The organism is Sphingobium sufflavum (genome assembly GCF_021403115.1).
In the GTDB taxonomy this organism is placed as follows: Bacteria; Pseudomonadota; Alphaproteobacteria; order Sphingomonadales; family Sphingomonadaceae; genus Sphingobium; species Sphingobium sufflavum.
Genome location: NZ_JAJSSH010000003.1, coordinates 88,072 through 110,431, shown reverse-complemented (window position 1 = coordinate 110,431; position 22,360 = coordinate 88,072). Strand labels below are relative to the sequence as shown.

Genomic DNA, 22,360 nt, shown 5'->3' with positions numbered 1-22,360 from the left:
GATGGGCCTTCTTGAAAGATCGCAGGGCAGACGCGGCTACGCGGCCGCGACGCTGCCGGAAACGGGATCGGCGGCGGCGTTGCGCAGCATGGCGGAGAGGGAGGTTCGCACCGCCTCATAACCATGCTCGCGCATCGCCTCCTCATAGTCGTGGAGAGCGGGGAGCAGCGGCTTGCCGCCATTGCGCGCCGCGACCAATTGTGCGGCGAGCAGCCCCGCGTCATGCAGCGCGCTGTTGCCGCCCAGCGCCTGGAAATAGGTCATGCTGTGGATCGCATCGCCCAGCAGGGTGACGGGGCCTGTCTCCCACACCGCGCCCGGTTCGGACGTGCGGACCTTCAGCATCGCGACGGTCGACGGGTCGCTGTTGCGGATCAGCGTCACGATCCGCTCGTCCCAATGGCCGACATGGCGCAGCAGCAGCTCGATCAGCCCCGCCCCGTCCAGCCGCGCCAGCTCCGCGTCCGTCGCCAGTTCGTTCAGCGCATAGGCGGTGTTCCACCAGACATAGCTGGTGGTGTTGTCGAAATGGAAACCGGCGATGTCGCGGTGGGTGGCGTCGTCCTGCCCGATCAGGCCGAACCGGGCATAGGCGGCGGGATCGACCCGATGCGCCGAGAACATGATCCGCCGCCCCGCCGTCGGCCGGATGGAGGTGCGATAGTCGAGGAGCAGCGGCGAAATGGCGTGCCGCGCGGCGGCGTCCAGCGTCATCTTGCCCGCTAGCCGCCGCATACCGGTGTCCACGATGCGAAAATCGGGCAGCAGTTGCCGGCGCACCGCCGAATTCGCGCCATCCGCGCCAACCAGCACATTGGCGCGCACCGCCGAACCGTCCGTGAAATGAGCGACGACCGTGCCGTCCGCCTGTTCCGCATAATGGTCGAAGACGCGGCCGACATGGACGATGTCGTCAAGGCCGGACAGCAATATCTGGCGCAGCGTGATCCGGCTGACCGATTTCTCGCCATGCCGGTCCTCCGGCCCGCGCGCCCATTCCGGCGCGGCCAGCGGATGGAAATATTCGTCGAAGATCAGGCTTTCCGAAGGGGCATAGCCCAGCGTGCCCAGAAACGCCTCCAGCAGGTGCGGCGGCAGGTTCGCCTCCAGCGCATCCAGCCCGCGCTGGCGCAGGCCGAGGCGGAAACCCTGCACATAATCGGCGCGGACAGGATCACGCTCATACACCGCCACGTCGATGCCATGCTTGCGCAGCCCCTGCGCCAGCGCCAGCCCGCCCGGTCCGCCGCCGATGATCGCAATATCTACAAAGGGGATGGTCATGGCAGCATCTCGGCAGGGAACGGCAGCGGCCCGGGCCGCATGGGGAGAAGACGGGCGTCCCGGCCCGCGCGTCCGGTCGGGCCGGGGCGCGGGCCGGGACGGATCATCAGGCGACGACCGCCTCGCGCACCGCGCGCTCGATCGGCAGGGCCGGCACGACGCCCGGCACCGAATAGGGCACGCGGCCCTCGACCGGGTGGCTCGGATCGTTGAAGCCATGGGTGGACGGATGGCCGGTCGGCACCAGATCATTGATGAACGCCTCGTCCTCCGCCGTCAGCTTGACGTCCAGCGCGCCGATATAGCTGTCCCAGTGCGCTTCGGTGCGCGGGCCGGTGATGGTGGAGGTCAGCAGCCGGTTGTTCAGCACCCACGCGATGGCGAAGTGGACCGGGTCGACGCCGCGACCGCGCGCATAGTCCGCGACCTTCTGGCCCAGCGCGATCGATTCCGGGCGCCATTCCGTCTCCAGGATGCGCTTGTCGGCGCGGCCCGCGCGGGTGTCCGCCGCCGCGGCCTGACCCGGTGCATATTTGCCGGTCAGCACGCCGCGCGCCAGCGGGCTGTAGGAGACGACGCCCAGGCCATAATAGTTGGCGGCGGGCAACTGCTCCGCCTCCGCCTGACGGTTGAAGATATTATACAGCGGCTGGCTGGCGATGGGCCGGTCGATGTTGAACTGGTCGGCCAGTTGCGACACCTCCGCAATGCGCCAGCCGCGGAAGTTGGACACACCGAAATAGCGCAGCTTGCCCTGCTGGATCAGGTCGCCCAGCGCGCGCACGGCCTCGCCTAGCGGCGCGTCGAAGACCGACCGGTGGAAATAGAGCAGGTCGATATAGTCGGTGCCCAGACGCTTCAGGCTGGCCTCGACGCTCTCGATGATCCACTTGCGCGACTGGCCGCGCTGGTTCGGGCCGGGGCCGCGCGGATTGGCGAACTTGGTGGACAGCACCCAATGGTCGCGGTTCGCCTTGATGCCGCGCCCGACGACCTCTTCCGACGCGCCCTTGGCATAGCCGTCGGCGGTGTCGATGGCGTTGATGCCTTGCTCGCGCGCCTTGTCGATGATGCGGTGCGACGTGGCCTCGTCCGTCTCGCCGCCGAACATCATCGTGCCCAGCGTCAGCGGCGATACCTTGAGGCCCGAACGGCCGAGATAGCTATAGTCTACCATATATGCTCCTGTGGAAATAAAGGGGGGTCAGGCGTGGTGGCAGGCGGCGCTATGGCCGTCGCCCAGCCGGTCGAGCGTCGGCTCGACCCGCGTGCAAATCTCCGTCGCCAGCGGGCAGCGCGGGTGAAAGCGGCAACCGGTCGGCACATCCTGCGGACTGGGCAGGTCGCCCTTGATCGGCGCGGCATGGCGGCGGCGGGCCGGATCGGGCACCGCGTCCATCAGCGCGCGGGTATAGGGATGGCGCGGCGCGGACCACAGCGCCCGCGTCGGCGCGCTCTCCACCACCCGGCCCAGATACATGACCAGCACCCGGTCGGTGAAATAGCGGACCACCGACAGGTCGTGCGAGATGAAGATATAGGAGAGGTTGAGGTCCGCCTTCATCCGGCTGAGCAGGTTCAGCGTCTGCGCCTGGATGGACAGGTCGAGCGCGGACACCGGCTCGTCGCAGATCACCAGATCGGGTTCGAGGATCAGCGCGCGGGCGATGCCGACCCGCTGCCGCTGGCCGCCGGAGAATTCATGCGGATAGCGGTCGAGCGCACCAGCGTCGAGGCCGACCCGCTGCACGATGTCCTCCACCCGCCGCGCCCGTTCCGGCTTGTCGCCGATGCCATGGACGACCAGCGGATCGGTCAGGATCTTGCGGATCGTGTGGCGCGGGTTGAGCGAGGCGAACGGGTCTTGGAACACCATCTGCGCGCGGCGGCGGAACTGGGCCAGCTTGCGCGTGGGGACCGTCGTCACATCCTCGCCCGCGAACCGGATCGACCCGGATGTCGGCTGGACGAGGCGCAGGATGGTCTTGCCCAGCGTGGACTTGCCGCACCCGGATTCGCCCACGATGCCCAGCGTCTCTTCCGCCTGAAGGTCGAGGGACACGCCGTCCAGCGCGCGCAGCGCCCCGTTGGGCAGGCGGAAATGGGTGCTGAGATCAGCGATGGAAAGCAGCGACACGATGCTCTTCCGTAATGAGGACGGGGCAGGCGACCTGCCGCCCGTCGGTGAGGTGGTGGAGCACGGGAATGGTTTCCCGGCAGGCGGTGCACGCATGGGCGCAGCGCGGCGCAAAGGCGCAGCCGACCTGCCCCGCGACGGAGCTGATCGACCCCGGAATCTCGTTCAGCGGCCCGTCGCTGTAATGGAAATTGTCGTCGAGCCGGGGCGAGGCGGTCAGCAGGCCCTGCGTATAGGGGTGCAGCGGCCGGGCGAAGAGCGGGTCCGGTTCGCCCTGCTCCACCTTGCGGCCCGCGTACATCACCACCACCCGGTCCGCCCATTGCGCGACGACGCCCAGGTCATGGGTGATGAGCAGCACCGCCATCGACAGTTCGCGGCGCAACCGGTCGATCAGGTCCAGCACCTGCGCCTGGATGGTCACGTCCAGCGCGGTCGTCGGCTCGTCCGCGATCAACAGGCGCGGGCCGCAGGCGACGGCGATGGCGATCATCACCCGCTGGCGCATCCCGCCCGACAACTGGTGCGGATAGTCCGCCACGCGCCGGTGCGGGTCGGGGATGCGGACGAGGTCGAGCAGCTCGACCGCCCGCGCCTTCGCCGCCTTGCGCGTCAGCGGCTGGTGCTGGCGCAGCGCCTCCGCCACCTGGTCCCCGATGGTCATGACCGGGTTGAGGCAGGTCATCGGTTCCTGAAAGATCATGCCGATCGACCCGCCGCGCAGTGCCCGCGCGTCCTTGACCGACAGGGCGCTGATCTCCCGCCCCTCGAACCTTATGCTGCTGCCCGGCGCGATCCGCGCGGAGGACGGCAACAGACCCATGATCGACAGCGCCGTCAGCGACTTGCCGGACCCGGATTCCCCGACGATGGCCAGCGTCTCGCCCTCGCGCACGTCGAATCCCACGCCGCTCACCGGCTGGTGCGCGCCGAACCCGATGCGCAGATCCTCGACCGCCAGCAGGGGTACGGCGGGCACGCGCGGCTGCACGATGGGACCGTTCATCGCCGGTCCTCATGGCTGCGCGGATTGAGGATCTCGTTCAGCGCGTCGCCGATCAGGTTCAGCGCCAGCACGGTCAGCATGATCGCGAAACCGGGCAGCGCGCACATATACCAGGCGGTGCGCAGATATTCGCGGCCCGACCCGATCATGCTGCCCCAGCTCACCACATTGGGATCGCCCAGCCCCATGAAGGACAGGGCCGATTCCATCAGGATGGCGGACGCGACCATGACCGACGCGGTGACGATCAGCGGCGGCAATGCGCTGGGCAGAATTTCGGACAGGATGATGCGGCCATGGCCGAAACCCAGGCTGCGCGCCGCCATCACGAAATCCTTTTCGCGGATGGAGCGGAACTCCGCCCGCGCCAGCCGCGCCACGGTGGGCCAGGTGACGACCGCGATGGCGATGGACAGGGTGGTGACGCTCGGCTGCGCGATGGCGACCAGCACGACCAGCATCACGAAATTGGGCAGCGTCTGGAAAATCTCGATCAGGCGGGACAGCACCGCATCGGTCCAGCCGCCGAAATAGCCCGCGACAGCGCCAATACCCACGCCGATCACGAGGCCGAGCGCCGTGGCCGACAGGCCGACGCGCAGCGACACCCCCGCGCCATGGGCGATGCCGGACAGCAGGTCGCGGCCCAGCGAGTCCGTGCCCAGCGGATGGGCCGCATCGCTGCCCGGCCAGATGAACGGCTCCGCCACGATGGCCAGCGGGTCGCCGGGGAACAACAATGGCGCGAACAGGCCGATCAGCGCCATCAGGATCAGGATCGTGCCGCCCGCCAGCGCCAGCGGGTTGCGCCGCACCGTCGCCAGCGCCCGCTTCGCCCCGCGCGGGCGCGGCCCGGACAGGGGGATGGCGGGCACGGGAATGGCGGGCACGGACAGGCCCGGCAGCGGCACTATTATGGACGGGGCGGGCGTCGCCTCGACCGGCACCGCGACCAGCGGCGGCTCGCCGGATGGCTTGGCGGGGACCGGCTGGAACTGGGTCACACTCTCAGGCTGCATCGCTACCCCCGACCCGTGGGTCCAATATACTGTGCAGGACGTCGACCAGCGCATTGGCGACGATCACCAGCAAGGATGAGAAGAGGAGGATGCCGAGCAGGACGGTGAAGTCCCGCCCCATCACCGCCTCATAGGCAAGCCGGCCGAGACCCGGCCAGCCATAGATGGTCTCGATCACCACCGACCCGCCCAGCATCCCGCCGACATGCATGCCCGCGACCGTGGTCACGGGCAGCAGCGCGTTGCGCAGCACATGGCGGAACAGGATGCGCCGCTCGCTCAGCCCCTTGGCCCGCGCGGTCCGCACGAAATCCTGCCCCTTCGCCTCGATCATGGAGACGCGGGCCAGCCGGGCGTAGATGGCGATGTAGAAGAGCGAGAGCGAGATGGTCGGCAGCACCATGTAGCGCAACTTGTCGAGCAACGCCGCGACGCCGGTGGCGGAGGAACCGATAGTCCCCGCCCCGCCGCTGGGCAGCCAGCCGAGCTTGATGGAGAAGAGGACGATCAGCATCAGGCCGATCCAGAAGGCGGGCACGGAGTAGAAGACCAGCGACAGCACCGACAGCAGCCGGTCGGTCAGCCGCCCTTCCCGCGCCGCCATCACCGCGCCCAGCCCGATGCCGACGATCAGCGCCAGCACCAGCGCCGCACCGGTCAGCACCAGCGATTCCGGCACCCGGTCCCAGATGAGTTGCGTGACCGGCATGTTGTAGCGCGGCGACCAGCCCAGATTGCCATGCACCAGATTGGACAGATAAGCCCACAACTGGGTCAGCACCGGCTGGTCGAGACCATAGCGGGCGCGCATCTCCGCCATGCCCTCCGCCGTCGCAGAGCCGGCCTCCCCCGCCAGTACGTCCACGGCGTCGCCGGGCGCGAACTGGAGCAGCAGGAAGCTGATGATGACGATTCCCAGCGCCGTCGGCAAGGCGTGCAGTCCGGTTCGGACCGCGATGCGGGCTGTACGCGAAAGGGTGGGCATGCCTGAGTTGGGTTCCGGGGCAACGGCCATGCGCCGGGGAACGGCAATGGGCGTGCTGTTGTTGAATATCCATAAACTTGATTAAAACGATAGAGATTGTCAATGATGAGTCGACGGGGGCGACGGCGAAGAAGAAATTTCAGCCGCCCAACGCCAGCTTATCCGCCCCATCCCGGCACAGCCTGGGCGGCCTGTCCGGGCGCTCCCCCCGCGCCCGGTGCCTGCGGTCCGTCCTTGGCACCCCATTCCCATCACCCCGGACCTGATCCGGGATCGCGCTTGAGCATCCAGGATAGAACATCGTTCGCCCTGAGCTTGTCGACCCTAGGGCATCGACGCCCCGCCGTCCCCGCGCGCGCCGCCACCCGCCGACCTTGAATAGTTGGCGGCTCTCCTCTACTTGGGGTGCAGCAATATCGCGCCAGAGGGCGTGTTTCGGGTGGTTAGGGCTTTATCATGCTGTCGCAGCAATCGCGTTATGCTCTGAAGGCGCTCATCCATCTCGCCACACAAAATCCCGACAAGCCCCATCCGACGGCAGAAATTGCGGCGGCGGCCAATGTCCCGCGCAAATTTCTGGAGGCGATCCTCCTCGACCTCAAGATCGCCGGGATCGTCCACAGCACGCGCGGCAAGGCGGGCGGCTATGCGCTGGCCCGCACGGCGAAGGAGATCACCTTTGGCGACGTGATCCGCGTGACCGACGGCCCGCTGGCCCTCATTCACTGCGCCAGCAAGAAATTCTACCGCCGCTGCCTCGACTGCCCGGACGAGCAGGCGTGCAACCTGCGCAGCATCATGATCGAGGCGCGCGAGCAGCTCTCCGCCGTGCTCGACAACCGCACCATCGCGGATGCGCTCTCCGCCGAATTCGCGCCGGAAGACGACACGGGCCTGCTGACCTCCCGCGCCAGTTAAGGCCGCGCAAACCGGAGCGGACCTCCCCCTCAATCGTCATTGCGAGCGCAGCGAAGCAATGACGAGGTGCGTCAGTCCAACGTCATCACGTTCCAAGGCCACGCGAGCCAAACCCGCGCCAGCCAGCGCCCCACGCAACCCGCCAACGACCGCCCCATACCGCTTTCCCGGCACGGGGCGTCCGTTATCGCGCCCTCATGCCGGCTGGGCGATCCGCTCCCGCGCATCCGCTCCCGGCAACCGGTCCTGAATCGTCCCGTCGAAAACGCGCGCATCCCATCCGCGCTGCTTGAGCCAATAGGCGGTGGTGATCGCCCGCACATCGCCCTCGCTGTCGTCGATCAGCACGATGCGCGCGCCACGCACCGCCACGGTGCGATGCGACACCGCCAGCAACTGGCCGCCGGGGGCGGAGATCGACCCCGCCAGATGCCCCGCCTCGAACGGCGCGGGCAGCCGCACGTCGAGCAGATAGGTCGTCCGGTCCGCCTCGCCCTGCCACTGGCCGACCGCCGCCGCGTCGATCCATTGCACGCCCGCCTCGTCCGCCAGATTGCGCGCATGAGCCGCTCCAAAGGCCGCCGCCGCCTCGCTATAGCCGTCGAAGCTGTCGCTGATCCCCGTCTCCAGCGCATAACCGGCGCGGGACCAGGCCTGCGTGCCCTCCACCAGATAGGAGACGCGGTTCGGCACCCGCGCCGAAATCAGCGTCTGCGCCCCGATGATCGCGCGCGCCAGCCAGGCGCAGGTCACGACGACATGCGTCTGCGCCGACGGCACATAGTCGAGATAGCGTTGCAGCAATTCCCCGCCCGGCAGGCTGCGCGAACCGGGGATGTGCGACCGGGCGAACTCTTCCGGCGTGCGCGTGTCGAGGACGAGAATATCCTCGCCCGCATCCTGCGCGGCCTTCAGCGCCGCCACGGTCAGCGCCGGGGTGCCGCGCTGGTCGGCCACCGCGACGGTGAAGATATTGCCCGCAATATCGAACGTGGGCAGGCCATTGGGGCTGTCCGACAGCCAGCCCGGCACGCCGCCGGACAGGATGGCGACATCGTCATAACCCAGCGCGTCGAGGATCGCCGCGCCCTTGGCGGCATCGCCATTGCCGTCATCGACCAGCACGGTCCGCACGCTCCTGCGCGGCACGAAGCGGGCGACGTCCGCCTCCAGCCGACGCAGCGGCAGGTTGGTGGCGAACAGCGGCTGGCCCTTGGCGAAATCCTGCTCATCGCGCAGGTCCAGCAACGCGAACTCCGCGCTCTGGCCGGGGGTGCCGGTGGTCAGCCACGTCTGGAGCGTGGCGCGGTGGATGGTGCGTATGGTCATGGCAGGACTCCCGGTGCAGGAAAGGGTGTGAAGCGGCGGCGGCGGGTCACAGGATCGGCGGCGATGCGCTGTTGTCGCTGCCGCCGGGGGCCGCGCCGTCATCTTTGACGTTGCGCCGGACGAGGGCGGGCAGCGCGCCATTCACCGCGAACGCGCCCACGATCCGGTCGCGGTAGATGCGCGGATTGTGCGAGGTGATAGTGCGGGCGTTGCGCCAGTGCCGGTCGAGGCCATGGTTGCGGTCCGTCCCCGACGCGCCCAGCGCATCGAACAGGGCGGTGGTGGCGTTCAGGATCAGCTCGCTGATGACCGTCACCGTCTCGTTGATCTCGACATCGGCCAGCGCGCCCGCCAGCTCCTCCGCCGCCTTGTCGCCCGAACGATTATGCTCATGGACACGCTCCAGCGCCTCCGCGACCTTCAGCACGGTGGCGCCCGCCGCATAGGCCGCGCCGCGCACCCGCCCGACGACGGCCAGTATCTGCGGGTCGTGCCGCGCCTCTGCGGCGTTGCCATGGCCATAGGCGCGGGATCGTTCCGCGACGAGGCGCGCGACATCATTGGCCGCCGCCCGCCCGATCCCCGCCAGCGTGGCGAGGTGGATGAGCTGGAACAGGCCGCCGACATAGCGGGCGCGGCCCTTCTCCGGGTTCACCAGCGCGGCGGGGATGCGGACATTGTCGAACAGGGTCGTGCCGCTGCCGGTCAGCATCTGGCCAAAGCCGTTCCAGTCGTCGATCACCTCAACCCCCGGCGCGTGGCGCGGGATGATGCCGCCGGTGGACTCGCCCTTCTCATCCACCGCGCCCAGGTTGATCCAGTCCGCGAACAGCGTGCCGGTGGTGTAATATTTCTTGCCGTTCAGCACCCACTCGTCGCCGTCCTGCACCAGGCTGGTGCTGATCGCGCCGACATTGCCGGTCGTCTCCGAAAAGCCGTTGCCGAAGGTTTCCCGCGCCGCGATCCGCGTCAGCCAGTGGGTGCGGTGCGCCGCATTGCCGCTGTTCAGCAGATCCTCCGTCACGCCCAGATGGGGACGCAGGATGTTGGTGATATTGGGGTCCGCCTCCGACAGTTCGATCAGCAGGTTGAGCAGTTCGGGCAGGGTGACGCCATAGCCGCCCAGTTCCACCGGCACGCGCAACGTGGTGAAGCCCGCCTGCTTCAGCCACCCCACCTCCTCGAACGGCAGGCGGCGTTCCGCGTCGCGGACCACCGCATCCTCCCGGATACGGCGAAAGATCGGGCGAAAGGGCGCGGCCAGTTCCTCGTATCGGGCGCTCGGCCCCTGCCCCCACCCCTGCGCGATCTGGGTGGCGGCCTGATCGGGCCGCTCCACCTTGCCCGCGTCGATATGGGTGGCGACGGATTGATGCTGGGTCATGGGGCGTCCGTTCAATAGGCTACGGTGAAGCGGCCGCGGACATGCGCGCCCTTTTCCAGCTCATCGATCACCGCAATGGCGAAGTCGGCGCGGGAGATGCGGCTTTCCCCGGCGTCGTCGCGCAGCAGATCGTTCTTGGACAGGCGGAAAATGCCGGTGCGCTCGCCCGCCTCGATCCGGCGCGGGGGCGAGACATAGGTCCAGTCCAGATCGTCGCCCTCCTCCCGCAAGCCGCGCAAAATCTCGATATTGGCCAGCGTGTGGCCCCGGTTGGCCTGCGGATATTCCGGCGAGTCGACGACCAGCAGGCCGGGGGCGGCCCACAGGCTGCCGACGCCGCCGACCAGGATGACCCGCTTGACCCCCGCCTTGCGCGCGCCCGCCAATATGGCGGCATGGGACTGGCGCAGCCGTTCGGGCTTGCCCTCGATCGGTTCGGACGGGTCGGGGCTGAACGCGCTGATCAGCGCCTCCTGCCCCGCCAGCGCCGCCGCGATGGAGTCCGCGTCATAGGCGTCCGCGACCGCCTCGCTCAGGCCGTCCGCCGCCTCGATCCGGCCGGGTGTGCGGACGATGGCGGTGACGTCATGCCCGCGCCGCAGCGCCTCCTGGCGAATTTCGGAACCGATGCGACCGGCGGCTCCCAACAGTGCAATGCTCATAATCGGACGACTCCGTCAAAACAGGGGATTGGGTCAAAACAGGGGATTGAAAAAAGGCGGGATTGAAAAAAGCGGGGTGGCGCGGGCTGCCCCTATGCCGGGGACAGCGACCGGGGACCGGCGGCGGCGACCTTCGGGTGGGACGGCAGGTCGGCCAGCGGATGGGGATCGACCACCACCGGACGCGGCTCCGCCCGCACCTCCTGCGCGCGGGCGTCGGCGATGTCCCGGGCGGCATCGCCCGAATCCTGGCTGGCCCAGCCGCTGGAGTCTCCCTCGTCGGCGGCGATCGCGATCGTCCGCGCGCCCGCGGGCAGCGGCGCGCCCGCCACGCCCAGCATCAGCAGCGCGGCGGCAGCCCGGCGGACGACCGGCCTCATGAACATACGCTCCATCGTCACCCTCTCATCCTCCAAAGCCATGGCCGCCCGCATCAAGCCCCGCATCGTCACGCGACCCCGATCAGCGACAATATGTCCCGCCGCCGCCGCACCGATTCCGCATCGGCGGGGTCGCGCGGGCGGGGCGTGTCGTTTGCAATGTCATGCCGGATGCGCCCGTCGCGCATGATCAGGATGCGGTCGGCCAGCAGCACCGCCTCCTCCACATCATGCGTCACCAGCAACACGGCGCAGCCGCGCGCGGCCCATAATTCCCCCACCAGCGCCTGCGCCTTCATCCGGGTCAGCGCGTCCAGCGCGCCGAACGGCTCGTCCAGCAGCAGCAGTTCGGGATCGCGGATCAGCGCGCGCGCCAGCGATCCCCGCTGCGCCTCCCCGCCGGACAATTCCTTGGGCCACGCCCCCGCCCGATGCGACAGGCCGACCTCGGCCAGCGCGGCGGCGACCCGCTCCGCCGGCTTTTCGCCCGCATAGCCCAGCCCGACATTCTCGCTCAGCCGCTTCCACGGCAGCAGGCGCGGCGCCTGAAAGGCCACGCCCCGGCGCGACGACACCATCACCTCGCCTGTAATCTCCCGGTCCAGACCGGCCAGCACGCGCAGCAGGCTGCTCTTGCCGCACCCGCTCGCGCCCAGCAGCGCGACGAACTCGCCCGCATGAATATCGACGTTCAGCCCGTCGATCACCGCCCGCTCACCGAACCGCCGCGTCAGGTCGCGCACCCGCACCGCCAGCGACCGTGTGGCGGGCTGGGCGGCGGGCTGGACCGCCGGGGTCAGGCGGCCTTGAAACTGGGTCGCCATGACAGGAGCCTCCCTTCGAGCGTGCGGACGACAATGTCGGCGGACAGGCCGAGCGCGGCATAGATCAGCAGGCAGACAAAGATGATGTCCGTCCGGTACGTCTCGCGGGCGTAGGTGGTGAGGTAGCCGATGCCGGTCTGGCTGTTCACCGTCTCAGCAAAGACCAGCGCCAGCCAGGACGACCCCAACGCATAGCGCAACCCGACCAGCGCATTGGGCAGCGCACCGGGCAGCACGACATGGCGGATCACCGCCGCCGGGCGGAGGCCCATGGTGCGCGCGGCCTCCACCAGCGTCTCGTCCACGTTGCGAATGCCCGCGAACAGGTTGAGGTAGATGGGAAAGAAGGACGCCAGCGCGACCAGCGCCACCTTCGACCCCTCGTCGATACCCAGCCAGATCAGCAGCAACGGCACCAGCCCGGCCCAGGGCAGCGTCCGCACCATCTGGATCGGCGCATCGATCAGATCCTCGCCCAGCCGCAACAGGCCCGCGAACAGCGCCGCCGCCACGCCCGCGCTCATCCCGATGCTCGCGCCGACCACGACCCGCAGCAGGGAGGCGCGCAGCGCGTCGCCCAACTGCCCCGTCACCACCAGTTCGCGCAGCGCGGCGATCACCGTGAGCGGTCCGGGCAGCAGGTCCGGCGACAGCCATTGCTGGACGGCGGCCAACGACCAGATGGCGAGCAGCAGCAGCACCCCGCTCAGCCGCCGCACCGTGCGCGGCACGCCGCGCCTGTGCGCCGCGCTCTGCGCCTCGATCTGCACCAGCGCGCTGCCGGGATGCAGGGGGGTGACGGTGGCGCCCGTGGCGGCCAGAGCCTGTGTCATGACGCAGCCTTTCCGGCGGCCTGCCCGGCCACCGTCCCACCCGCGCGCAACCGCGCCACTTCATCGGCCACCACCCTGTCAAAGCCGGGCGCGATATGGTCACGGATCAGGAAAGGATGGCGAAATTCGCCCTGTTCGTGGAAATAGTCGATTTCCCGCTGCCAGCGTTGCTGCACGTCCGCGTCGGTCGCGGGCACATAATGGGTGCGCCCGCGCGAGATGGCGAGCTGGGCGGCAGCCAGCGGAATCTGCGCCTGCTTCGCCATTTCCTGCGCCCATTGGTCGGGATGCGTATCGACCCAGTGCTGCGCCCGCACGATGCGGCGCACCAGATCCTTCAGCGCGCGATTCTTGCGCGGATCCTGCACGGATGCGGTCGCGGCATAGAGCATACCCGCCGTGGGCACGACGCTGCGCAGCGACGCGATGCCACGCGCCCCGAACTGCACCTCCGCAATCGCCGCATTGGGATCCCACAGCACCACGGCATCGACCTGATGGTTCAGCAGCGCGGACAGCCCGTCGACCGTGTTGAGGTTCAGCAACAGCTTGCGGTCCCGTTCCAGGCCCAGTTGGTCGAACGCCTTGGCGAGCTGATAATATTGCGCGGTGCGATAGGAGATGGCGATCTTGCGCCCGCGCAGGTCGGCCAGACTGCGCGCCGGGCTGTCCTTGGGGACCAGCAGGTCGCTCTTGCTGTCCGCCGAATCGGATATGGTCCCGGCCAGCGGGCTGATCCGCGCGCCATTGGCCAGCGCGAACAGCACGCCCGTCTCGCCGCCGCCGCCGATGTCGACCTGCCCGGCCTTCAGCGCCTCGGTCAGCGGCGGGGTGGAATCGAACACCGCCCATTTGACCGTGTAGGGCAGATTCTCCGCCTCGCCCGATGCGATCAACTGGCGGCGCAGGCCCGTCTTGTTGGGCGTGCCGACCACGATCACCACGTCGGACAGGTCATCGGGGTCGCCGACCGCCGTGCTCCCCGCGGGGCGCAGCAAGGCCCAGCCCGCCAGCGCCAACAGCAGCACGGTCCCCAGCGCGATCAGCCCGCGACGCCCGCCCGTGGACAGCACGGCCATCAGCGCAGACCCCGGATGGCGACGGCGGAGGGGATGGCGCGCACGGGGCGCCCCGGCTGGATCGCTGGAGTTGGGGAAATCGCGCGAGCCTTCACGCTCCCTCGCACAACCGCGCTGGCCATGGGCATATCCCTCCGTGTCCCGACGCCGGGCAGGCACGGCCCTGCGCTTGCGCCAAAACCACCGTCCGAACCGGAGCGGACCGGCGCGTCGCCATCAAAGTCCTGCGCCATGACGCGCAGATCGGGCGCGCGAAGGTCGGCAGGGCGAAGGTCAGGACCAAGCGAACGGAGGCCCGACGCCCCATCGCCACCCCGGCGCAGACCAGCCCCAAACCGCAAGCCGCCGCCCCGGCCGCGCAAAAACACAGCCCCTTCGACGGCAAACCGCGACCCGCGCCCGGCCGACCGGCGCCATGCGACAGCGCCCGCACGGGGCGACTGCGAAAGAAACGGATCGGCCTCACCCCTGCGGTGATCGACAGGACGCGCACCGCGCGCGGCATCAGGCTGCGCGGACGGCAGGTGCGCGCGGCCAGCGCGCCCGGCGTCACTGCGTGCGGCATCAAAGCACTCGGCGTCAGGGACTGCGGCATCAGAGACTGCGGCATCAGCGCGAGCGACGCCAGAGCAGGCGGCATCAAGGGCCGCGGGATCATCGTGCCGGACGTCATGGCACCCGGCGCCAAGGACTGCGACGTCAGGGACTGCGACGTCAGGGACTGGGGCGTCAGGGACTGGGGCGTCAGGGAAGACAACGTCATGGAAGGCTGTGCCGGGGGATGCCAGCCGATGGACAGGACAGCCATGGCCGCGCCCCGACTCCGGGCGGCGCAAAAACAGTGGAAACGGCGGCTGAACAGGCATGGCATCCCTCATGGAGAGACCTTACCCTATATCCCTATTAGTTCGATAGACATTCATATTTTCTACAGCGGGTGAAAGCCCGCCTTCCGAACCCCATCCCTCACCCCGCCCATCTATCCCATCCCTTTGAAATTATACATTTTCCGTAAAAACCATACATTCCACAAATAACCCCGCCCGGCCCCGCCGCCTAACCCGCCGCTTTTACAAAACACCCTTTCGGTCGGTCATGTTGAAAAGCCACCCCTCCCAAACCCCCGGAAACTGGACCTGCGATTCCCATCTCCCCAAAAGTCCCATCATGAAAAACCCCGCCGGTCGATCTGACCGGCGGGGCTATGCTGTCCTTTGGGGGCGCTCCGCTTATTCGGCGGCGACACTCTGTCCCGCCGCCTGATGAACCGCCGCCTGCGCCTCGCGCCGGGCGACCTCCTGCCGCACCAGCCCGATCACCTCCCGGCCATAGGTCACCGTGTCCTCCTCCGGGTAGAAGCAGCGGACGAGGAAGGTGGTCACGCCCAGATCATAATAGTCGAGCAGCGACTCCGCGACCTGCTCGCCGGTGCCGACCAGCGCGGTCGAATTGCCGCCCGCGCCGGACACCGCCGCAACCTCCGTCCACAGTCGCTTGTCCAGCACCCGGCCCCGCGCAGCCGCCTCGCGCAGCCGCACCGATCCGACATTCATCGGCAGGCCCTGCGTCCGGGCGTTGGGCGAGTCCACGCCGCCCCGCGCCTTCACCGCCTCCAATATCCGGTCGGCCCGCTCCCACGCCTTCGCCTCCGTCTCCGCCACCACCGGGCGGAAGGCCAGGACGAAGCGGATCTGGTCCGCCCGGCCATGCTTCGCGGCGGCGGCCCGCACCCGCGCAATCGTCTCGCGCGTCCCGTCCAGCGGCTCACCCCACAGCGCATAGACATCGGCATGCTTGCCCGCGACCTCTATCGCCGCATCCGACGACCCGCCGAAATAGATGGGGATGCGCGGCTGCTGGAACGGCTTCACCGTCGAGAAAGCGCCCTTGAACTTATAGAAGCGCCCCTCATGATCGAACGGCGTGTCGGACGACCAGACCCGCTTGAGCACGTCCAGATATTCATCGGTCCGGGTATAGCGGTCGTCCTTGTTCAGGAAGTCGCCATCGCGCTGCTGGTCCTCGTCCGTGCCGCCGGTGATGATATGGACGCCCAGCCGCCCATCGCTGAAATGGTCCAGCGTGGCGAGTTGCCGCGCGCCGATCGTCGGCGGTACGAAGCCGGTGCGATGGGCCAGCATCACGCCCAGCCGCTGCGTCTCGTGCAGGACGAAGGCCGCGATCTGGTTATTGTCGGCGATGGTCGAGAAGGAGCCGATCAGCAGGCGGTCGAAGTCATGATCCTCGGCCGCACGGGCGATCCGGCGGATATACTCCTTGTCGACGACGGGACCGCTGGCGGGCACCACGTCCGATCCGGCGCGGCTGCCGACATGACCGACAAATTCCACTGGCATGTCTTTATTCCTTCTCTATCCAAAAAATCAGGCGACCCGGTGACGGCGCACGAGGCTCAGCTCGACCACCGTATCGCGGAGCTGGAGGGAGGCGCGGGTCGGCTCGATCAGCATCCCGTCGCGCAGCGGCGTGGTGCAGGCTGTCTCCACCTTGCCGTCGATCCGCACCGCGCACAGGTCACACAGGCCCCGGCGGCACGACAGCACATAGGCCAGCGAGGGGTCGACCTTGCGCTGGAGATATTGGAGCGCAGTGCTGACGCTCGCCCCCTCCCATGTGCCGCTGATCCCCGATTCCGCTGGATCGTCCGGCAGGTCGAAACGGGCGATCTCCTCCGAACCGTCGCGGTTCAGGCGCAAGCGGATATGGGTCATGGCGCCAGCACGGGGAAAGCCACCGCGCGCGTCTCATGGACCAGCGCACCGCCGGTCGCGCGGACCAGCCCGTGAAAGGGTGCAGGCCGCGCCGCCTCGTCCAGGCTGTCCGTCCGTTGATGCGCGCCCAGCGAATGGCCGCGAGCACGGGCGCCCAGCAGGGCCGCCTCCAGCACATCGACCGCCGCCCGGCATTCGATGGCCGTGCTCCAGTCGCGGTTATAGCCGGGATCGCGTTGCCGGACCGCCAGTTGCGGCAGGACGGAACGGCGAATGTCGCCAATCTCCACGATGGCCGCGTCGATGCGCGTGCCGTCCCGCACCGGGGACAGCGCGCTATCGGTCAACGCGCCCAACCGCTCGGCCACCTCCAGCGGGGCGATGCCCGCCTCCCGCTCCATCGGCGCGCGCACCCTCTCCTGCAATTCGGCGCGATTGACCGCCGGTGCGGGCAGGCCGTTGCGACGCGATGCCCGCGCGGCGGCCAGCCCCGCGCGCGCGCCCTGCACCAGCATCTGCGCGCCCGCATTACCCGACAGACGATTGCTGCCATGCACGCCGCCAGCCGCCTCGCCGCAGGCATAGAGGCCAGGCACCCCGGTATCCCCGTCCACGTCGATGTGGATGCCACCCAGCGAGAAATGGGCGGCGGGCGCGACCTCGATCGCATAGCCGGCCTTGATCCGCTCGATCAGTGGAGTGAAGTCGAACCCCTGATAGCGCCCGTCGCGCGACAGGCTCTTGGACCACAGCGGCATATTGTCGATGATGTCGCGCGGCAGATGCGCCCAGGACAGATAGACGCCGCCATTGGGGCTGCCCCGGCCCGCCGCGACTTCCGCCGCGCTGCCCGCCGCGACAACGTCGCGCGTTGCCAGTTCGATGTTCACCGGATCCCAGCGTTGCAGGAAGCGTTCGCCATAGCGGTTCAGCAGCCAGGCTCGCACGCCCGCCTGCGGCCCGATGGTCCAGGGAAACTGGATGCCCTTCCATATCTCTGGCGCGATGACGCAGCAGGGCAGGAACTGGAGCATTTCCGACTCGATCAGCGCCGCCCCCGCTTCCAGCGCCATGGCATGGCCCTCGCCCGCCAGTTCCTCCGGCGCGGTGCGCAGCCGCCAGTTGGATGTGGTGCCGCCCGTCGCGATCACGACAGCGCGCGCATCAATCTCCGCCACCTCGCCTGTGCGCCGGTCGAGGCCAGTGACGCCGACCACCGCGCCTTCCGCATCGCGCAGCAGCCCGGCGGACAGGAAATCCTCGCGGAACAGCACGCCCGCGCGCGTCGCGCCCGTCGTCACGGCCTTTTGCATGTCCGGCCCGGTGACATGAACGCCCCGGCCGCTGCTATGGCCGGGCGCGCGCTTGGACACGCGCGGCTTCACGCCCATGGCCATCAGCGCGCCCAGTTCCGCGCCGACATCCTCCACCATCGACTGGACCAGCGACTGGTCGCTGATGAAGCGGCCGGACCGAATCGTGTCCTCCGCGAAATCCTGCTCCGTGTCGGTGGGATCGACGTCCAGCCCCAATCCGGCCAGCACATTGCCCGATACGGAAATGCCACCGCCGGAGGTGATGGTCGCACCCGTGCGTCCGACCAGCCCCTTGTTCAGGACCAGCACGTCCGCCCCGGACTCGCGCGCACGCCGGGCCGCCGTCAGCCCGGCACCGCCGGCCCCGACCACCACAACGTCCCAGATTCGCGAACTGCCCATATATCTCCCCGATCACGCGCCTTGCGTCCGGCCAGCGGCCCGGTCGGGCCGTCCCCCCCTAGGGTAGAGGCTCGTCACGGGCGCGAAAGAATATTCTACTGACCCTATAGGTTTTATTTATTTGCTTGTCGATAAGCCGCCCCTAAGCTCGACCCACGTTCTGGGAGGCGTGAATGAAATTGCTTGAGCCATTCAATCTGGGCGCACTGACGCTGCCGAGCCGCGTCGTGATGGCGCCGCTGACGCGCCGTCGCGCGGGGCATGGCAAGATTGCGACCAGCCTGATGGCCGATCATTATGCACAACGCGCCAGCGCGGGCCTCATCATCTCCGAATCGACGGAGGTCGACCCGCGCAGCGCCATCGACGTGCCGACCCGGCCCGGCCTGTTCAACGCGGATCAGGTGGCGGGATGGCGCCGCGTCACCGACCACGTCCATCTCGCCGGTGGCCGCATCTTCGTGCAACTCTCCCACCTCGGCCGCGCATCCCATCCGCTGCTGCTCGCCGAAGGGGCGGAGCCTGTCGCTCCCTCCGCCATCGCAGGGCAAGGCAACGCCTTCACCCGCGAAGGCCCCCTGCCCTTTCCCGTACCGCGCGCGCTGACGCTGGCCGAAATCCCCCAAATCGTGGACCAGTTCGCCCATGCCGCCATCCTCGCGCGTGAGGCCGGGTTCGACGGGGTGGAGGTGCATGGCGCCAATGGCTATCTGATCGACCAGTTCCTGCGCTCCGGCTCCAACCAGCGCACCGACGATTATGGCGGCCCGATCCAGAACCGCATCCGCTTCCTCCTCGAAGTGACCGAGGCGATTGCCGCCATCTGGGGCGTGGAGCGTGTCGGCGTGCGCCTTTCCCCATGGAACGACTTCAACGGCATGGCCGACGCCAACCCGGTCGAGACGTTCCAATATGCGGCGGAGGCGCTGGACCAGCTCGGCATCGCCTATCTCCACCTCATCGAACCCGTCGGGCAGAAGCGGGCGCTCGCCCCCCGGCTTCGGCGCATCTTCGGCGGCGCGCTGATCGTGGCGGGCAGCTATGACCGGGATCGGGCGGAAGCGGTGATCGCCGATGGCACGGCGGACCTCGTCGCCTTCGGGGAAAGCTATATCGCCAATCCCGACCTGCCCGAACGCTTTCGCCAGGGCGCGCCACTCAACCCCGCGATCCGCTCGACTTTCTACGGCGGCGGCGCGGCCGGCTATACCGATTATCCGACGCTTGGTGCACAAGAGGTAGTTCTGTGATTCACATTTCCCGCCGCAATGCGCTGCTCGCCGGTGGCGCGTTGGGCCTTCTTGGTCTCGCCGGCTGTTCCCCGTCAGCGCAGGAGGGTGAGCGCGGCACGCTGGTCATCGGGTTCAGCCCGGAACCGCCCACGCTCACCAGCGCCGCCACCACCGCCGGGCCGACGCAATCCGTCTCGACCAAGATTTTCGACGGCCTCGTCACTTTCGACGCGGCTGGCAAGCCGCAACCGCAACTGGCGCTGAGCTGGGAAACGGCAGCGGACGGCCACAGCCTGACCTTCAAGCTGCGCCCCAACGTCAAATGGCATGACGGCCAGCCTTTCACCTCCGCCGATGTCGCCTATTCGCTGCTGGAGGTGTGGAAGAAACTGCATGGGCGCGGTCGCTCGACCTTCGCTCCCGTCTCCGCGGTGGAGACACCCGATCCGCTGACCGTCGTCATCCGCCTCTCGACTCCGGCCCCCTATCTGCTGTCGGCACTGGGATCGCCGGAATCGCAGATCGTCCCGCGCCATATCTATGCGGGCAAGGATTTCCTCTCCAACCCCGCCAACAACGCGCCCATCGGCACCGGCCCGTTCCGCTTCGCCGAATGGCGGCGGGGCGAGTTCATCCGGCTGGAGCGCAACCCCGACTATTGGCTCGCGGGTGCGCCCAAGCTGGACGGCATCATCTATCGGCTGGCGGCTGACCCCGCATCGGCGGCGGCGGCGCTGGAAACCGGCGAGGTCCATCTCGTCACCAACAGCCAGATCGCGCTGAACGACGTCAAGCGGCTGAAGGCCCTGCCCGGCATCCAGACGCTGGAACGGCCCAGCGGCTTCACCGCGACGCTGACCGTCTTCGAATTCAACCTCGACCGCCCCGCGCTGCGCGACCCCCGCGTGCGGCAGGCCTTTGCCCATGCCATCGACAAGCGGTTCCTGCTCGACAAGGTCTGGCACGGTTTCGGCACCATCGAAAATTCGGCGATTCCGCAGGCGATGGCCGATTTCACCGACCCGTCCGTCCATGGCTATGCCTATGATCCGGCTAAAGCGATTGCGCTGCTCGACGCGGCGGGGCTGAAGCCCGACGCGCAGGGCATCCGCCTGCGCCTGAACCATGATCCGGCCCCGACCGGCGACATGCTGCGCCAGTCGGCACTGGCGATCCGCGACCAGCTCCGTCGCGTCGGCATCGACCTGCAAATCCGTGCATCCGATTTCCCCGGCTTCCTCAAGCGTGTCTATACCGACCGGGATTTCGACACGATCCAATATTCCGCCAGCTCCGGTCCCGACCCGGCCATCGGCACGCAGCGTTTCTACTGGTCGCCCAATTTCAAGCCGGGCGTCGCCTTCTCCAATGGCTCGCATTACGCGAACCGCACCGTGGACCGGCTGCTCGAACAGGCGCAGCAGGAGAGTGATCCACAGGTGCGCCACACCCTCTATCGCACGTTCCAGCAGCAGGTGAATCAGGATCTGCCCCGCATCCCGCTGATCTCCGGCGCGATCGTCACGCTGGCCAGCCCGCGCGTCCGCAACCTGCCCGACACGGCCTATGCCACGCTGGACAATTTCGCGGGGGTATCCCTTGCCCCGGCCTGATCGCCGCCCCTCTCTCTCCCTCTTCCGAAAGCGTCAGGAGACTGTCATGACCCAACCCAACGCCCTCTGGTACACGCGCTGCCCCGTGCCAACGACATCCGGCATCGCCCAGCATTTCCGCTGGCTGCATGCGGAATTTGCGCAGGCGGGCATTGCGCTGGAATCCATCCGCGCGGCGGAGAACAAGGCTGTCCGCCGTTCGCATTACGACCATACCCATCCCAACATGTTCCGGGAGGGTGGCAATGTGCCGCCGCTCTGGGCGCGGGGGCTGGGCCGCGACACGGTGGTCGTGGGCATCACCTGGGTCGATGAGGAGCAGTTGATCCTCGTGCGTGCCGACAGCGCCATCGAAACCGTCGAGCAGTTGCGCGGCGCGCGCCTCGGCCTGCCGCTCCATGACAGCGAGATCGTCGACATCGGCCGCGCGCAGGATCTGCGCGGCCTGCTCACCGCGCTGGAGATTGGCGGCATCGGTCGCGACGAAGTGACCATCGTCGATCTAGGGGGCGGCGACTTCGACCTGCGCGAGCAGCGCGACGGCGAGCGCGTCCACCTCGGCGCAGAGGCGCTGTTGTCCGGCAAGGCCGACGCCATCTATGCCAAGGGCGCGGTCAGCGCGACCCTGATCGAGAAACATGGCTTCCGCGCCATTCTCGACATCAACGCGCAGGACAATCCGCTCGCCCGCGTCAACGCCGGGACGCCCCGCCCCATCACCGTCGATGGCACGCTGGCGCGCGAACACCCGGAAATCGTCGCCCGCTATCTCGCCGTCTTGCAAAAAACGGCCGAATGGGCCGCCACCCATCCCGAAGAGGTCGTTCGCGCCATCGCGGCGGAAACCCATGCCAGCGAGGCGGCCGTCCGTCGCGGCTTCGGCCCGCACCTGCACGAACGCTTCACCGTCGCCCTGTCCCCGCTGAACGTGCAGGGCCTGCGCCAGCAGAAGGACTTCCTCGTCGCCGAAGGCTTCATCCAGGACTTCGACTTCGACAACTGGATCGACCCCGCGCCGCTGGCGCTGGCGGCGGACATCGCGCCCGGCATCCTATTGGATACGATCCCGTCGCTGGAAAGCGCCGACGCCTGATCCTTTCACGGCATACCCCTCACGGACGGCCTCCCCCCTCCGGCCCGTCCGTGTTGTCCGCCTCGCGATCCTTCCCTCGCGAGGCGGACCCCCTTTCCTCTACCCATCCACACAGCGGTCCGACACGCTATC

At 68.3% G+C, this 22,360-nt stretch carries 22 protein-coding genes; 5 read left to right on the top strand and 17 right to left on the bottom strand.

What is annotated here, in order from left to right:
• Window positions 1–36: 36 nt before the first annotated feature.
• The 6 genes from LWE61_RS06180 to LWE61_RS06155 form a co-directional block, all read right to left on the bottom strand.
• Window positions 37–1,284 carry an FAD-dependent oxidoreductase gene (locus LWE61_RS06180; protein ID WP_234149173.1) on the bottom strand — a complete coding sequence of 416 codons (1,248 nt, stop codon included), beginning with the start codon at window positions 1,282–1,284 and terminating at the stop codon, window positions 37–39.
• 106 nt (window positions 1,285–1,390) lie between these two features.
• Entirely contained in the window at window positions 1,391–2,461 is a 1,071-nt protein-coding gene (locus LWE61_RS06175) for an aldo/keto reductase (protein WP_234149172.1), read from the bottom strand.
• Window positions 2,462–2,488: 27 nt separating this feature from the next.
• Window positions 2,489–3,421: an ABC transporter ATP-binding protein gene (locus tag LWE61_RS06170; RefSeq protein ID WP_234149171.1), complete on the bottom strand. Its 933-nt coding sequence runs from the start codon at window positions 3,419–3,421 to the stop codon at window positions 2,489–2,491.
• Complete coding sequence (locus LWE61_RS06165) at window positions 3,399–4,427, bottom strand: ABC transporter ATP-binding protein (RefSeq protein ID WP_234149170.1); 1,029 nt, start codon at window positions 4,425–4,427, stop codon at window positions 3,399–3,401. Before LWE61_RS06165 ends, LWE61_RS06170 begins: the two co-directional genes overlap by 23 nt.
• A complete protein-coding gene (locus LWE61_RS06160) occupies window positions 4,424–5,446 on the bottom strand; it encodes an ABC transporter permease (protein WP_234149169.1) in 1,023 nt (340 codons plus the stop codon). Before LWE61_RS06160 ends, LWE61_RS06165 begins: the two co-directional genes overlap by 4 nt.
• Window positions 5,436–6,431: an ABC transporter permease gene (locus LWE61_RS06155; protein ID WP_234149168.1), complete on the bottom strand. Its 996-nt coding sequence runs from the start codon at window positions 6,429–6,431 to the stop codon at window positions 5,436–5,438. Before LWE61_RS06155 ends, LWE61_RS06160 begins: the two co-directional genes overlap by 11 nt.
• 456 nt (window positions 6,432–6,887) lie before the next feature.
• Between LWE61_RS06155 and LWE61_RS06150 the strand changes: the two genes are divergently transcribed.
• On the top strand, window positions 6,888–7,349 hold the full coding sequence (locus tag LWE61_RS06150; RefSeq protein WP_234149167.1) for an RrF2 family transcriptional regulator: 462 nt from the start codon (window positions 6,888–6,890) through the stop codon (window positions 7,347–7,349).
• Window positions 7,350–7,544: 195 nt separating this feature from the next.
• Here LWE61_RS06150 and LWE61_RS06145 read toward each other — a convergent pair whose 3' ends face one another.
• From LWE61_RS06145 to LWE61_RS20590, 8 genes are all read right to left on the bottom strand, one after another.
• Window positions 7,545–8,678 carry a rhodanese-like domain-containing protein gene (locus LWE61_RS06145; protein WP_234149166.1) on the bottom strand — a complete coding sequence of 378 codons (1,134 nt, stop codon included), beginning with the start codon at window positions 8,676–8,678 and terminating at the stop codon, window positions 7,545–7,547.
• Between the two features lie 46 nt (window positions 8,679–8,724).
• Complete coding sequence (locus LWE61_RS06140; protein WP_234149165.1) at window positions 8,725–10,062, bottom strand: acyl-CoA dehydrogenase family protein; 1,338 nt, start codon at window positions 10,060–10,062, stop codon at window positions 8,725–8,727.
• A gap of 11 nt (window positions 10,063–10,073) precedes the next feature.
• Window positions 10,074–10,724, bottom strand: coding sequence for an NAD(P)-dependent oxidoreductase (locus LWE61_RS06135; protein WP_234149164.1), 651 nt, complete (start codon window positions 10,722–10,724; stop codon window positions 10,074–10,076).
• 92 nt (window positions 10,725–10,816) lie between these two features.
• Window positions 10,817–11,146, bottom strand: coding sequence for a hypothetical protein (locus LWE61_RS06130; RefSeq protein WP_234149163.1), 330 nt, complete (start codon window positions 11,144–11,146; stop codon window positions 10,817–10,819).
• Between the two features lie 26 nt (window positions 11,147–11,172).
• A complete protein-coding gene (locus LWE61_RS06125; protein WP_234149162.1) occupies window positions 11,173–11,928 on the bottom strand; it encodes an ABC transporter ATP-binding protein in 756 nt (251 codons plus the stop codon).
• Entirely contained in the window at window positions 11,901–12,761 is an 861-nt protein-coding gene (locus LWE61_RS06120) for an ABC transporter permease (protein ID WP_234149161.1), read from the bottom strand. The genes LWE61_RS06125 and LWE61_RS06120 overlap by 28 nt, the downstream gene beginning before the upstream one ends.
• Window positions 12,758–13,840, bottom strand: coding sequence for a PhnD/SsuA/transferrin family substrate-binding protein (locus LWE61_RS06115; RefSeq protein ID WP_234149160.1), 1,083 nt, complete (start codon window positions 13,838–13,840; stop codon window positions 12,758–12,760). Before LWE61_RS06115 ends, LWE61_RS06120 begins: the two co-directional genes overlap by 4 nt.
• A complete protein-coding gene (locus LWE61_RS20590) occupies window positions 13,840–13,962 on the bottom strand; it encodes a hypothetical protein (protein ID WP_267961612.1) in 123 nt (40 codons plus the stop codon). Before LWE61_RS20590 ends, LWE61_RS06115 begins: the two co-directional genes overlap by 1 nt.
• Window positions 13,963–14,313: 351 nt before the next feature.
• Between LWE61_RS20590 and LWE61_RS06110 the strand changes: the two genes are divergently transcribed.
• Window positions 14,314–14,781, top strand: a complete 468-nt coding sequence (locus tag LWE61_RS06110; RefSeq protein WP_234149159.1) for a hypothetical protein — start codon at window positions 14,314–14,316, stop codon at window positions 14,779–14,781.
• A gap of 288 nt (window positions 14,782–15,069) precedes the next feature.
• Here the strand turns inward: LWE61_RS06110 and LWE61_RS06105 are convergent, their stop codons facing one another.
• Genes LWE61_RS06105 through LWE61_RS06095 form a run of 3 tightly spaced genes read right to left on the bottom strand, consistent with a single transcriptional unit; the run spans window position 15,070 to window position 18,290 of the window.
• The gene (locus tag LWE61_RS06105; RefSeq protein WP_234149158.1) at window positions 15,070–16,197 is read right to left on the bottom strand and encodes an LLM class flavin-dependent oxidoreductase; all 1,128 of its coding nucleotides are present in this window, start codon (window positions 16,195–16,197) and stop codon (window positions 15,070–15,072) included.
• A gap of 27 nt (window positions 16,198–16,224) precedes the next feature.
• Complete coding sequence (locus tag LWE61_RS06100; protein ID WP_234149157.1) at window positions 16,225–16,572, bottom strand: 2Fe-2S iron-sulfur cluster-binding protein; 348 nt, start codon at window positions 16,570–16,572, stop codon at window positions 16,225–16,227.
• Window positions 16,569–18,290: an FAD-dependent oxidoreductase gene (locus tag LWE61_RS06095; protein ID WP_234149156.1), complete on the bottom strand. Its 1,722-nt coding sequence runs from the start codon at window positions 18,288–18,290 to the stop codon at window positions 16,569–16,571. Before LWE61_RS06095 ends, LWE61_RS06100 begins: the two co-directional genes overlap by 4 nt.
• Before the next feature lie 173 nt (window positions 18,291–18,463).
• Here LWE61_RS06095 and LWE61_RS06090 point away from each other — a divergent pair, with 173 nt between their 5' ends.
• From LWE61_RS06090 to LWE61_RS06080, 3 genes are read left to right on the top strand one after another with little or no spacing between them, the layout of a single operon-like run.
• On the top strand, window positions 18,464–19,540 hold the full coding sequence (locus LWE61_RS06090) for an alkene reductase (protein WP_234149155.1): 1,077 nt from the start codon (window positions 18,464–18,466) through the stop codon (window positions 19,538–19,540).
• Window positions 19,537–21,135 (top strand): ABC transporter substrate-binding protein, encoded by a 1,599-nt coding sequence (locus tag LWE61_RS06085; protein ID WP_234149154.1) that lies wholly within the window; start codon window positions 19,537–19,539, stop codon window positions 21,133–21,135. Before LWE61_RS06090 ends, LWE61_RS06085 begins: the two co-directional genes overlap by 4 nt.
• A gap of 46 nt (window positions 21,136–21,181) precedes the next feature.
• Entirely contained in the window at window positions 21,182–22,228 is a 1,047-nt protein-coding gene (locus LWE61_RS06080; protein WP_234149153.1) for an aliphatic sulfonate ABC transporter substrate-binding protein, read from the top strand.
• The last annotated feature ends 132 nt before the right edge of the window (window positions 22,229–22,360 follow it).